This window comes from Maribellus maritimus, from assembly GCF_022267315.1.
Classification (GTDB): domain Bacteria; phylum Bacteroidota; class Bacteroidia; order Bacteroidales; family Prolixibacteraceae; genus Draconibacterium; species Draconibacterium maritimum.
This window is the reverse complement of record NZ_JAIKLE010000043.1, coordinates 38,757-52,600: the sequence shown is the minus strand read 5'-3', so window position 1 is coordinate 52,600 and position 13,844 is coordinate 38,757. Positions and strand designations below refer to the sequence as shown.

The 13,844-nt window shown below is 38.6% G+C and carries 8 protein-coding genes; all 8 read left to right on the top strand.

The genetic code is table 11. The annotated features are described in order from the left end of the window. The first annotated feature begins 272 nt into the window (after positions 1-272). The 8 genes from K5G00_RS25040 (at position 273) to K5G00_RS25005 (ending at position 13,810) form a co-directional block, all read left to right on the top strand. The gene (locus K5G00_RS25040) at positions 273-884 is read left to right on the top strand and encodes an RNA polymerase sigma factor (RefSeq protein WP_317235567.1); all 612 of its coding nucleotides are present in this window, start codon (positions 273-275) and stop codon (positions 882-884) included. Positions 885-1,016: 132 nt separating this feature from the next. Next, positions 1,017-1,994: a FecR family protein gene (locus tag K5G00_RS25035; RefSeq protein ID WP_238769250.1), complete on the top strand. Its 978-nt coding sequence runs from the start codon at positions 1,017-1,019 to the stop codon at positions 1,992-1,994. A 94-nt stretch (positions 1,995-2,088) separates the two neighbouring features. Beyond that, positions 2,089-5,412 carry a SusC/RagA family TonB-linked outer membrane protein gene (locus K5G00_RS25030; protein WP_238769249.1) on the top strand — a complete coding sequence of 1,108 codons (3,324 nt, stop codon included), beginning with the start codon at positions 2,089-2,091 and terminating at the stop codon, positions 5,410-5,412. A gap of 12 nt (positions 5,413-5,424) precedes the next feature. Further along, entirely contained in the window at positions 5,425-7,122 is a 1,698-nt protein-coding gene (locus tag K5G00_RS25025) for a RagB/SusD family nutrient uptake outer membrane protein (protein ID WP_238769248.1), read from the top strand. A 63-nt stretch (positions 7,123-7,185) separates the two neighbouring features. Further along, positions 7,186-8,886, top strand: a complete 1,701-nt coding sequence (locus tag K5G00_RS25020) for an FAD-dependent oxidoreductase (RefSeq protein WP_238769247.1) — start codon at positions 7,186-7,188, stop codon at positions 8,884-8,886. 72 nt (positions 8,887-8,958) lie between these two features. Then, entirely contained in the window at positions 8,959-10,659 is a 1,701-nt protein-coding gene (locus tag K5G00_RS25015; RefSeq protein ID WP_238769246.1) for an FAD-dependent oxidoreductase, read from the top strand. Positions 10,660-10,703: 44 nt separating this feature from the next. Continuing rightward, on the top strand, positions 10,704-12,347 hold the full coding sequence (locus tag K5G00_RS25010) for an FAD-dependent oxidoreductase (protein WP_238769245.1): 1,644 nt from the start codon (positions 10,704-10,706) through the stop codon (positions 12,345-12,347). Positions 12,348-12,367: 20 nt separating this feature from the next. Then, positions 12,368-13,810, top strand: a complete 1,443-nt coding sequence (locus tag K5G00_RS25005) for a carbon starvation CstA family protein (RefSeq protein ID WP_238769244.1) — start codon at positions 12,368-12,370, stop codon at positions 13,808-13,810. Positions 13,811-13,844: the final 34 nt, after the last annotated feature.

The following is a 13,844-nucleotide window of genomic DNA, read 5'->3' as shown; positions in this document are numbered from 1 at the left end:
AGGAACACAATGTGGCAGATGAACATCCTGAGATTGTAAAAGAACTTCTGGAACAGATGAAATCTGCACGAACTGAATCGGAAGTGTTTACTTTTAAATAAAAGAGAGACTGGTAACAAAAAGTTCTTAGTCTGTTGGTTAGTATAATAAAGGTTTTCCTAAACAGGGAAGCCTTTTTTTTATAATACAACTACATTTTCCATTTGTTTGGAACGTAAGAAAGGTTCGCATTTGTATTAGTCCTAAAAAGTTTTAAAATTTGTTTCCTAATTTTGACTAATCTAAACGTATTGAAAACTTCGGATATATATATTGAGCAACAATTAGTTTGTAAATTCATATCAGGAGACAAATCAGCATTTGAGGCGATCTTTCACCATACAAAAGGAAAAATGAAAGGTTTTCTAAAAAAGGTTGTCCCAATTGATGAAGATCCCGAAAATGTATTACAGGAAGTTTATGTGAAACTTTGGGAGAACAGGCAATCTATAAATCCAAACAATCATTTTGAAACATTTCTTTTTTCCATCGCAAAGAATTTGGTGATCGACATAATGCGTAAGCGACTCAACAAACAGAAATACCTCGAAAATTTATACATTCATATAAAAGGAGGACAAAATAACTCACTGGATACTTTAGCCAAAATTGAGTATTCTGAACTTGAGCAAAAAATCTTTGACTTAATAGAAAAACTCCCCAAAAAACGACAGCTGATTTTTAAGCTAAACCGACTTGAAGGTTTTACTTACAAAGAAATTGCAGAACAATTAAACATATCGGAAAACACCGTTGACACACAAATGAGACAAGCCCTTTCATTTTTACGTCGCGAAATGAATATCTATTTTAGCATCCTGATACTTCTTCTTATCAACCGCTAAAACACGCCCCCATAACAAGTTATTTTTGTGCGACTTACCTCCCCGCAAAAACACAAAATAAAAAAAGTTAAAACTCAATTCACGGAATAAGTATTTTCAAACGTATATAAAATTGTTAACAAAACTTTAAGAATGGATATCGCAACAAAAAAACTCATCAACAAATTTATCTCCGGGAAACGGTTAAATAACGATGAGTTTAGCCAAATTGACAAACTTCTTAATGACCTCAATTACCGCGGTGAGATTATTCAGCACCTGGAAAGGAACTGGCAGGAATCTCAGGATGAAACAGTTAATTTACAATTCGAACAAATAAAAAAGGAGATAAACAGGTCACAATTCAAATCAGGGCTAACCAGGTTGCTCACAACCATTTCAAAAGCAGCGGCTGTTTTGTTTATTCCACTCCTTGCTGCAACGTTGTTTTACTATTTTTCACAACAAGAGCCGTCCAATTTTTTAACACTCTACACACAAAAAGGTGAAGTAACAAATATTATTCTTCCTGATAGTACAAAAGTCTGGTTGAATGTAGATACAAAATTAAGTTATCCTGCTGATTTTGGCGCAAAATCCCGAAAACTCAAATTAACAGGCGAAGCTTATTTTGAAGTAACAAAAAATAAAAGACTACCCTTTGAAGTTACTTCAGGAGATATCACAACTACAGCATTGGGAACCCAATTCCTCGTTTCAGCATACCCCGAGGTTAAAGTCATTAAATCATCATTACTAGAAGGTTCTGTTGAAATAGAAATATCAGACGATAAAAACAGAAAAATATTAGCGCCTGGTCAACAACTAATTTTTGACAAGCAAAACGCATCGGTGTCAATCGGTAATTTTAACGAAAACTACGAACTAAGTTGGAAAAATAAAGAATTAGTGTTTCAGTTAACTCCATTTGACGATGTGATAAACGAACTTGAAAAATGGTATGATATAAAGATTTTATATGATCAGGAATCATTTAAAACAGAAACATTAACCGTAAGATTTGAAAAATACGAAACATTGGAGAATGTTTTGAAAGTAATGTCGAAAGTAAATGAATTCAACTATTCAATTGAAAATAAACAAATTAAAATCAAAAAAAGAAATTTATGAAATAAAATAAGAGCAATAAAAACGGGCAAAGTCGTTACCACCGACAATGCCCGAAAAAATAACATATTTTTTTAATTAAAATCATTCCAAATTTATGAAAAAAAGAAAACCGTTCCTAACGGTGGAAGAAATTCTGCCGTTTCGAAAAATTTTACAAATTATGAAACTCACAACAATTATTTTGTTGATTTCAAACATGTTTGTTTCCGCGAGTGTATATTCGCAAAGTACTAAACTAACCTTAAAGTATTCACAAATTACATTTGGAGAATTATTCCAAAAAATTGAAGAACAAAGTGAATTTAGGTTTGCTTTCTCCAATTCCCAACTCAATCCAAATAAGAAAATCCAGGTGGACATGAAAAATGCCACGTTGGAAAGTATTCTAAAAGAGACTTTACCTGAAGATGTGGCCTATGAGATTATCGACCGTTATGTTGTAATAACAAATGTCGGTTCTTCAGAAAACATAAGATTCAGGCAACAACAATCGGTTTCCGGTAAAGTAACAGATTCTAACGGACTTCCGCTACCCGGTGTAACTGTTATTATCAAAGGCACTACAGCAGGAGCAGTAACAGACATTAACGGAAATTATTCACTAACACTTCAATCTGAATCCGATATTCTTATCTTCTCATTTGTGGGATTACTAACACAGGAAGTTGAAGTAAATTCCCGGAGTACAATCGACATAACAATGCAGGAAGATGTGTTGGGAGTTGAGGAAGTTGTGGTTGTTGGGTACGGAAGTCAGAAAAAAGTGAATTTAACCGGCGCCATTGCTTCAGTTGCCGGCGAAGAACTTGCACGTCGGCAAGTTGCTCAAACGTCGATGGTTTTACAGGGAGTTGCCCCGGGTGTTGTGGTTACTCAGAGAAACGGACAGCCCGGCCGGGACGGTGGAACAATAAGTATTCGTGGAAAGACTACTTTAGGAAACAGCGCTCCGCTTGTTTTAGTTGATGGGATAGAAATGGGTATTAACAATATCGATCCAACACTTATTGAATCCGTATCAATTCTTAAAGATGCAGCTTCTGCATCCATTTACGGTTCACGCGCAGCCAATGGTGTAATTTTGGTAACTACAAAACGTGCCCAGAAAGACGTCCTTTCTGTTTCTTATAACGGATACATTGGTACCCAGAGACCAACTGACATACCAAACATGGTTGGAGCAATTGACCACATGTTATTAACCAACGAAGCATATGTAAATACAGGCAAATCACCTCTTTATTCTGAAGAATATGTCAACGAGTACAGAGCCAACATGGGAACAAACCCGGATAAATATCCTGACACAGATTGGTATGATAAAGTACTTACAGAAAATGCCTTAATGCAAAGCCACTTTTTAACAATGAATGGAGGCTCTGAAAAGGTTAGAGTTTTAGCCTCGCTTGGGTATCTTGATCAGGGCGGTATAATGTCAAACACTGATTTTAAAAGATATACGCTTCGAATAAATACCGATATGCAGCTTACAAACAGCTTTTCGGCACAAATTGACGCACACATCAAACAAGCACTTTTAACAGAACCCTCAAGAGGAACAAGTGCGGCGATTCACTGGTCAGGCCGTATTCCGGCTAACCAGGCTGCCGTTTTATCTGATGGTTCCTGGGGTGAAGGCTGGAATGGCGATAATCCGGTGGCATTCACAAAAGACGGAGGACTTAACAAATCAGAATCACCTTCTTTTACCATGAATCTGGTATTAAAATACAAACCGGTTGATTGGTTTACCGCTGATTTATCCTATTCACCAAACTACTGGCAATCGAACGTTTCAGATTTTGAAAAAGCGATTCAAACTTACCGCTGGGACGGGAGTGAAAGTTATAAGGCGCCTCAGAAAAGTACACTAACTACCAGTCATAATAAAAATCTACATAATAATTTAAGAAGTACGGCAACATTCGACAAAACATTCGGAACGCATGGTTTAAAATTATTAATCGGATATCAACAGGAAGATTACCGCAATGATGGTTTATCCGGATATCGCGAAAGTTTTCCTTTTCCTGATTATCCAGTACTTAACTCAGGAGGAGAAGAAAATCAAAAATCGTATGGCTGGGCTAGCGAATGGGCATTGCAATCATTCTTTGGTCGCTTGAATTATAATTTTAAAGAAAGATATCTTTTCGAAGCCAACTTCAGACAAGATGGGTCATCTCGTTTTGCAACAGGTCGAAAATGGGGATTCTTTCCATCCTTTTCTGCCGGATGGAGAATTTCCGAAGAAAGTTTCTTTGAGTCTTTAAGACCTGTTGTAAATAATCTTAAAATCAGAGCTTCATGGGGGCAGCTAGGAAATCAGGATATCGGAACATACCCGTTTTCTTCCGACGTAAACCTTGGATTAAAATATGTATTTGATAAACAAGTAGCCAGTGGCGCGGGTATAACCGATCTTGCAAATACTGAAATCTCCTGGGAAACAACTACTGCATCGAACGTCGGACTTGATATTACGCTGTTAGAAAAAATTAATGTTGTTGCCGAATATTATTACAAAGTTACTGACGACATTCTTTTAGCTTTGGATATTCCCAGAATTATAGGAATGAATGCACCCGAGCAAAACGCAGGAAAAGTAGAAAACAGAGGTTGGGATCTCGGGATCAATTATGTAGACTGGGATAACGAATTCAAGTACGAAATAGGGATCAACGTTTCGGATGTAAAAAACAAAGTTCTTGATTTAAAAGGAGTAAATAAGACCGGAACAACAGTAAACCATGAAGGTTACCCGATGCTGTCTATTTATGGTCTCGAAGCGGATGGATTTATAACGGAAGATGATTTTAACGAAGACGGCACCTATAAACATGCTGCACAGTACGGTACAATTGCACCAGGAGACATAAAATATGTCGATCAAAATAACGATTCGATAATAAACTCAAGCGATTATAAAATTATCGGGGAAACAATTCCAAGATACACATTCGGCTTTACTTTTAACGGACAGTATAAGAATTTTGATCTCGGTATTTTTATTCAGGGAGTAGGAAAAGCTGATGGTTTGATACGTGACCAGGGAATAATGCCATTCCTGATGGGAGGTACTGTTCAGGAACAACACAAAGATCGCTGGACTCCGGACAATACAGATGCAACATTTCCGCGGTTTGCTTTCAACGAAACAAATAATGAACAAACTTCTAGTTTTTGGATGAGAGATGCAGCTTATATGAGACTAAAAAATATTCAGTTAGGATATACTTTCCCATCAACCGTACTGAAAAAAATTAAAGCTCAAAAGTTACGGGTTTATGTCAGCGGACAAAACTTATTTACTCTTGACAATTTCTGGAAAGGATATGACGTGGAAGCACCGGTTGGCAACGGAGGCTATTATCCGCAGGTCAAAACATATAGTATTGGGGTAGATGTTAAATTCTAAAAAATCAAATCTATGAAATCAAAAATAAAATATTCAATCATATTCATTTTACTGACTTTTCTGTTTGTTTCTTGTGAGGATTATTTGGAGAAATATCCTTTAAATAATCCTTCTGATGCAACTTTCCTGTCCAATCAAACAGAACTGGAGATGGCGGTAACCGGATGTTACAATGCGATGTGGACGAGTGTTCAGGGTATGCCCTTTCACCTGGTTTTTGATCAGATATCTGATATTGGCTGGGATAGAAATGGTTCAGCATTACAGGCTATTGGACGAGGCTCGGCAGATTCAAGAAATAGCGACATAGTCTCACTTTGGACAGATCTTTATAAAGGAATTGCTAAATGCAATTATGTTCTCGCAAATATGGAGCGGGGTGTAGATAATATACCTACCGACGTTTACGCACAAAGCAAAGCTGAAGTACGTTTTCTCAGGGCTTTTTACTACCACTATTTAGCTGAATTATTTGGCGGTGTTCCATTGGTAACACAACCACTAACTTTATCAGAAGCGAATATCGCACGGAGTTCAAAAGCTGATGTTGTTGATTTTATTTTAACTGAGCTGGATGAATGTGCAAACGACCTTCCCCAGGAAAACGATCCGCTCGCAGGACGCGCGACAAAAGGGGCTGCATGGGCAATCATGTCGCGGGTTGCATTATACAACGAAAAATGGGATACTGCGATCTCTTCTGCACAAAAAGTAATGGCTCTTGAAGGAACAGAATATGAGCTAAGTTCCAACTACATGGATTTGTTTCAGTATGCCGGACAGGAGTCTAAAGAAATCATTTTATCGGTTCAGTTCTTAAAAGGAGAACACATGCATTCCATGTTTAGATTTTTTGGCACCAGAAATGCCAAAGGTCATACAAACAAAAAACCAAGTTATCAGGCGGCAGACTCATGGGAATGCACTGATGGTTTGCAAATTGACGAATCTCCTCTGTTTGATCCTCAACATCCCTACGAAAACAGAGACCCAAGGTTAGGTTATACCTTCTCTCTTTCAGGTTCAATTTTTCTTGGATTTCAGTATGAAACACATGGAGACAGTTTATACTGCTGGGATTATAATCAAAATCCGCCCAAACGAATTGCCAATCTTGAAGCAACACACGCTTATGCTACTTTTACCGGAATTGGGTGGAGAAAATATGCCGATAACTTAGACAAAGATGCCGTAAACGACAGTGAATTGAATACAATTGTTATTCGTTATGCTGAAGTTTTATTAAATTATGCTGAAGCAAAAATATCTTCAGGTAGTATCGACCAATCTGTTCTGGATGCGATAAATAAAATCAGGCAAAGACCTTCTGTTGAAATGCCACCTCTTACAACAACCAACGCTGAAGAATTAAAGTACGCAGTACGAAGAGAACGTAAATATGAATTATCATGTGAAGGATTACGCCTGTTTGATATCAAACGATGGGGCATTGCAGAAAATGTAATGAACCTTCCGGTATTGGGACGCATGAAAAAATCTTATCCTTCGATAGCACCAATAGTAGATGAATACGGCACATCGTATTACGATAATATCCCGATTGCCCAACAGGGAGAATCTGCAGATTTCAAAATGCGTATTGTAGAAATACGTTCATTTGATAAAAATCGCGATTACCTGTGGCCAATTCCATATATCGAAATGGATACGAACCCGGAAATGGTTCAAAATCCCGGATATGGAGAATAGTCTAGTATAGTTACTTAAAGGTTCTCCAGAATATCTGGAGAACCTTTTTTTTATAAACTAATTATGATTTTACAAAAAAATATTTTACTGCTTTTCATCTTTTCCTTTTTCCTATACGTCCCAAAAATAAATAGCCAGAATGAATACGATATCGTTATTTATGGTGGAACTTCTGCAGGCATCTCTGCAGCTATACAGGCATCAAGAATGGGCAAGTCGGTTTTGCTTATTGAAACATCACGACGCATAGGTGGATTGACCACCGGCGGTCTTGGGGCAACAGACATAGGAAATAAACAGGTGATTGGCGGAATTTCGCGTGAATTCTATCAGAATATTAAAAAATATTACGATAATCCAGGAAACTGGAAGTGGCAAGAAAAGGAAGATTACAGCCAGTCAAGAAATCAAAGTGGTGAAGATGCGATGTGGACATTCGAGCCCTCCGCTGCATTAAACGTCTATAAAGAAATGATGGATAAGGAAAGCATTGAACTGGTTTATGAAGAACGCCTCAACCGAAAAAACGGGGTAAAAAAAGAAGGTGCAAAAATTGTCGAAATTGAGATGGAAAGTGGAAAATTGTATAAAGGAAAAATGTTTATTGATGCCACTTATGAAGGAGATTTAATGGCTGTTGCCGGAGTGAGTTATACTGTTGGGCGGGAACCAAATAAACAATATGGCGAAACTTTAAACGGTATCCAGGCCAATGATATTGGAATTACAATTCGTGGTACAGTTTCAAAAAATAGTGTTCATCATAATTTTATTGATGGAGTAGATCCCTATATTGTTAAAGGAAACCCTTCGAGCGGGCTGCTTCCTTTTATCGTAAAAGGCGGCCCCGGCATTGATGGAAGTGGAGACAAAGGGATCCAGGCTTATTGTTTTCGAATGACTTTGACCGATGCGCCGGAAAACCGCATTCCTTTTCAAAAGCCGGGAAATTACAACGAACTGGATTACGAACTTCTTTTCCGCAATTATGAAGCTGCAGATGGCCCGATAGAAAAGATGTACCCTTACGGCGACCCCTTGGTTCCATGGATCAATTCTAAAATGCCCAACCGAAAAACCGACACAAATAACCAAAAAGGATTTTCAACCGATTTTATTGGTCAAAACTGGGATTACCCGGAAGCATCTTACGAAGAAAGAGAAAAAATTATCGAGCGCCACAGAAGCTATCAGCAGGGACTGATGTGGACACTAGCCTATCATCCCAGAATTCCCAAAAAAGTAAGAGATGAAGTTTCGAAATGGGGAACCTGTAAAGACGAATATGAAAGAGAAGATGGATGGCAACAGCAGTTGTATGTAAGAGAAGCAAGAAGGATGATAAGTGATTATGTAATGACCCAAAAAAATTGTGAAGGAATTGAAATAGTTGACGACCCGATTGGCATGGCAGCTTACGGTATGGATTCACACCAGGTAAAACGTTATGTTGATGCCAATGGCTTTGTTCAAAATGAGGGAAATGTAGAAGCGCATGGTTTTCCTCCCTATCCAATCAGTTACAAATCCATTGTTCCACATAAAAACGAATGTTCAAACTTGTTGATTCCTGTGTGCGTTAGCGCAAGTCATATCGCATTCGGTTCTATTCGTATGGAGCCGGTTTTTATGGTGCTTGGGCAATCGGCTGCAAGTGCTGCCTCTCTCTCTATCGATAACAATGTCGAAGTGCAAAATATTAATTACTTAACGCTTAAAAACCTTCTCCTAAAAGATAAACAGGTATTAAAACATATACCATAATTTGTACGATTGTCGAATATATTCATTTTAATAACTGAATGTTTGTCTCTAATTTATAAACAACGCCACTAAATGAAAAACGCTACGAATAAAAATAGCATTACAACTTTAAATATATCACTTATACTCATTACGATTAGCCTAATAAGTTGTCAGAACGTAGATCAAAATTTCTATTCGGCCGATGTTATTATTTACGGAGGAACCTCATCAGCAGTGATTGCTGCCGTTGAACTAGCACAGTCTGGCAAATCAGTAATTATGGTTTCTCCGGATGTGCATTTGGGAGGTTTAACTTCCGGTGGCCTTGGATGGACAGATGCAGGAAAGAAAGAAGCAATTGGAGGACTCACACGCGAATTTTATCACCATGTTTGGAAATACTATGACAATGCAGGATCATGGAAATGGCAGCAAAAAAGTGAATTCGGGAATCGGGCGCAAGGAAATCCGGCCATTGACGGCAACAAACGCACATTATGGGCTTTTGAACCGCATGTGGCAGAGGATATTTTTGAGGAATATATTTCTGAAAACAAAATTGAAATTTACCGTGACGAATGGCTAAATAGGGAAAATGGTGTTTTAAAGTCGGGTTCTGACATAATTTCAATTACAACACTTTCAGGAAAAACTTTTAAGGGAAAAGTTTTTATTGATGCTACCTACGAAGGCGACTTAATGGCTTCTGCAAAAGTAAGTTATCACGTCGGAAGAGAAAGTAATGCCACCTACAACGAGAACTGGAATGGAGTCCAGACAGGAATTTTGCACCACATGCACTATTTTAAATCTGATATATCCCCATATAAAATTTCAGGAGATCCAGCCTCCGGCGTGCTTCCAAGGATTTCAGAAGAGCATCCGGGCGAATATGGCGCAGCTGATGATAAAATTCAAGCTTATTGTTTCCGAATTTGTATGACAGACATTCCGAAAAATAGTATCCGCTTTAAAAAACCGGAAAATTATAATCCCTTAGACTACGAATTACTTTTAAGGGTTTTTGAAGCCGGTTGGACAGATATATATAGCTATATTGGTAAATTCGACATGCTTCCAAACAGAAAAACAGATACCAACAACAGGGGCCCGGTAAGTAGTGATAATATTGGCCTGAATTATGATTATCCCGAAGGTAGTTACGAACGAAGAAAGGAGATAATTGAAGAACACAAAACCTATCAAATGGGACTTTACTGGTTTGTTGCAAACGACCCCAGGGTTCCTGATGAAGTGAAAAAAGAAATGCAAAAATGGGGGCTGGCCAAGGATGAATTTACAGATAATGAAAATTGGCCTCACCAGATATACGTACGCGAAGCCCGAAGGATGATTGGCGAATACGTAACCACTGAAAATGATATACTATTAAAACGCGAAGTACCCAGACCAATTGGAATGGGGTCTTATTCAATGGACTCTCATAATGTTCAGAGATATACAAAACCTGATGGAAATGTCCAGAACGAGGGTGATATTGGTATAAAAATTAAAGCGCCCTATTCAATATCCTATGGCTCAATTATTCCCAAAAAAGAAGAATGTTCGAATCTATTGGTTCCTGTTTGTGTTTCCAGCAGTCACATAGCATTTGGGTCTATTCGAATGGAACCGGTATTTATGATTCTCGGACAGTCAGCCGCAGTTGCAGCGGTAATTGCAATTGATTCAGATTGTGCAGTGCAGGATGTGCCGTACTCTGAATTAAGAAAAAAGCTGGAAAGTAAAAAACAAGTTTTAGATTTGAATAATTTATTAAATCAAAATTAGCACATTATAATTTACTTTAAAATAACCAATCAAAATAGAATCTCATGAAGCAAATAATTACAATTGCCCTGCTATCTTTTTTTGTTTTTGGATGTAAATCTCCGCAAGAGACTGAAAATTCTCTTAATGCCGATGTTATCGTTTACGGTGGCACTTCATCAGCTGTAATTGCCGCTGTAGAAGTTGCCCAGTCGGGGAAATCGGTAATTATAGTTTCACCCGATAAACATTTAGGTGGATTAACTTCCGGTGGTTTAGGATACACTGATACAGGAGACAAATCAACCATCGGTGGATTATCGCGCGAATTTTATCACCGGGTTTGGCTGCATTACAATGATTCCTCAGCATGGACATGGCAAAAACATTCGGAATACGGAAATAAAGGCCAGGGTACAATTGCCATGGATGGAGAAAACCGCACCATGTGGATTTTTGAACCTCATGTGGCCGAACAGGTCTTTGAAGATTTTGTTGCGGAAAACGACCTCACCATTTATCGCGACGAATGGCTGGATAGGAAAAATGGCGTCGAAATAGAAGACGGAAAAATCATTTCCTTTAAAACACTTTCAGGAAAAATATTCAAAGGAAAAATATTTATCGACGCATCCTACGAAGGTGATCTAATGGCTTCATCTGGAGTAAGTTATCATGTTGGAAGAGAAAGTATGGATACCTACAATGAAAAATGGAACGGAGTACAAACCGGAGTTTTGCATCACCAACATTGGTTTAGGGAAAAAATATCGCCATACAAAGTTCCCGGAGACCCTTCCAGTGGAGTACTTCCAAGAATTTCAACCGAAGATCCGGGCGAATATGGAGCCGGCGATGACAAAATTCAAGCCTACTGTTTTCGCATGTGCATGACCAACCACGACGAAAACCGCGTGCCATTCCCCAAACCTGCCAGCTACGATTCGGAACAATATGAGCTTTTAGTTCGGATGTTTGAAACAGGTAGAAAAGACTGGTTTCAGAAATTTGATGCCATCCCCAACTGGAAAACTGATACCAATAACCATGGCCCGTTCAGCAGCGATAATATTGGAATGAATTACGATTATCCCGAGGGTAGTTACGAACGCCGTAAAGAAATCATTCAGGAGCATACTGATTATCAAATGGGATTGCTTTGGTTTGTTGCCAACGACCCTCGGGTACCGGAAGATATCCGGACAGAAATGGCTACCTGGGGACTGGCAAAAGACGAATTTTCAGACAATGGAAACTGGCCTCATCAAATCTATGTTCGTGAAGCACGCAGAATGATTGGCGATTATGTAACAACAGAAAACGATGTACTAAGTAAACGTGAAGTTCCGCGTCCGGTTGGCATGGGATCTTACGCTATGGATTCGCACAATGTACAACGATATATAACTCCCGAAGGCTATGTACAAAACGAAGGAGATATCGGTGTAGGAGCCCCTCCCTACTCTATTTCTTACGGCTCACTTATTCCCAAAAAAGAGGAATGTACCAACCTTCTGGTTCCTGTTTGTGTATCGAGCAGCCATATTGCTTTTGGTTCTATAAGAATGGAACCCGTTTTTATGATACTCGGACAATCAGCTGCTGTTGCAGCAGGTATGGCAATTGATAAAAACATTCCGGTACAGGATGTTGATTATTCAGAATTAAAAACCGAACTTGAAACCCGAAAACAAATTTTAACAAAATAAGAATATTTAATCCTCGTACTATGATTACTTTTTTTGCAGGACTGGTTACTTTGATATTGGGCTATTTTTTCTATTCCCGATTTGTGGAAAGATACGCAGATGTGGACGGCAACCGAAAAACTCCTGCATTCACCATGAACGACGGAGTAGATTATGTTCCGTTGAAATGGTGGAAAATATTTCTGATTCAATTTCTAAATATTGCCGGACTGGGTCCTATTTTTGGTGCAGTTGCCGGAGCCATGTGGGGGCCGGTAGCATTTCTGTGGATCGTTCTGGGTTCTGTTTTTGCCGGAGCTGTTCACGATTACTTTTCAGGAATGCTCTCGATAAAACATAATGGTCTGAGTATAACCGAGATTGTTGGTATTTACCTAGGAACAGGCACAAAACAATTTATGCGTGGTTTCACAGTTCTACTGATGATTCTTGTTGGTGCAGTTTTTATTATGGGCCCTGCAAATATTCTGGCAGGTTTAACACCGGGGTTTGCCTCAGCGACCTTCTGGGTGTGGATTGTTTTTGTTTATTATCTGTTGGCAACGATGCTTCCAATCGATAAAATTATTGGCCGTGTTTATCCCATATTTGGCTTGTCGCTTCTTTTTATGGCTGTTGGTTTAATTATAGCGCTTTTTGTAAAAGGATATCATATTCCGGAATTAAACTTGTCAAACATTCACAATTATCACAATAACAGCGATAAATTTCCCATTTTCCCCATGTTATTTATAACCATCGCATGTGGTGCTATTTCAGGATTTCATGCTACACAATCTCCACTGATGGCGCGTTGTTTGACAAATGAAAAACTTGGACGACGGGTATTTTACGGTGCGATGATTTCGGAAGGTGTTGTCGCCTTAATATGGGCAGCAATTAGCATGAGCTTTTTTGGCGGAATAAGAGAATTGAACGAAACAATGGCTTCCAACGGCGGCAATGCTGCGGTAGTAGTAAATGATATTTCAAACTCACTCCTTGGTAAATTTGGTGGTATTCTGGCTTTATTGGGCGTAGTTGCTGCGCCTATCACATCGGGAGATACAGCTTTCCGCAGTGCACGTTTAATCGTCGCCGATTTTATGAAATACAATCAGGGGCCAGTAAAAAACAGGCTTTTTGTGAGCGTTCCCCTCTTTGCCATTGGATTCTTTTTAACTCAAATCGACTTTAGTATTATCTGGCGGTATTTTGCATGGTCAAACCAAACACTAGCAATGATTGTTTTGTGGACCATCACCGTATTTCTTGTTCAACAAAAAAGACTTTATTGGATTACCCTGATTCCGGCAGTTTTTATGACTGCAGTTACAACGACTTATCTGCTTTTTGCTCCGGAAGGTTTTTCACTTTCAAAAGAAATTGCTTACCCAATCGGTGCACTTTTATCAGTTATTTCCTTGGTCGCATTTTTTGTATACAAAAGAAACTACTTCAACAGGATACCAGCACAGGCTTAAAACCTCCAAACGGAAAAATTTAGTAAACAACTTA

Excerpts from the sequence above, each read along its gene's own strand:
- K5G00_RS25035 (WP_238769250.1), top strand. The coding sequence starts at position 1,017 with ATGGATATCGCAACAAAAAAACTCATCAACAAATTTATCTCCGGGAAA.
- K5G00_RS25030 (WP_238769249.1), top strand. The coding sequence starts at position 2,089 with ATGAAAAAAAGAAAACCGTTCCTAACGGTGGAAGAAATTCTGCCGTTT.
- K5G00_RS25025 (WP_238769248.1), top strand. The coding sequence starts at position 5,425 with ATGAAATCAAAAATAAAATATTCAATCATATTCATTTTACTGACTTTT.
- K5G00_RS25020 (WP_238769247.1), top strand. The coding sequence starts at position 7,186 with ATGATTTTACAAAAAAATATTTTACTGCTTTTCATCTTTTCCTTTTTC.
- K5G00_RS25015 (WP_238769246.1), top strand. The coding sequence starts at position 8,959 with ATGAAAAACGCTACGAATAAAAATAGCATTACAACTTTAAATATATCA.
- K5G00_RS25010 (WP_238769245.1), top strand. The coding sequence starts at position 10,704 with ATGAAGCAAATAATTACAATTGCCCTGCTATCTTTTTTTGTTTTTGGA.
- K5G00_RS25005 (WP_238769244.1), top strand. The coding sequence starts at position 12,368 with ATGATTACTTTTTTTGCAGGACTGGTTACTTTGATATTGGGCTATTTT.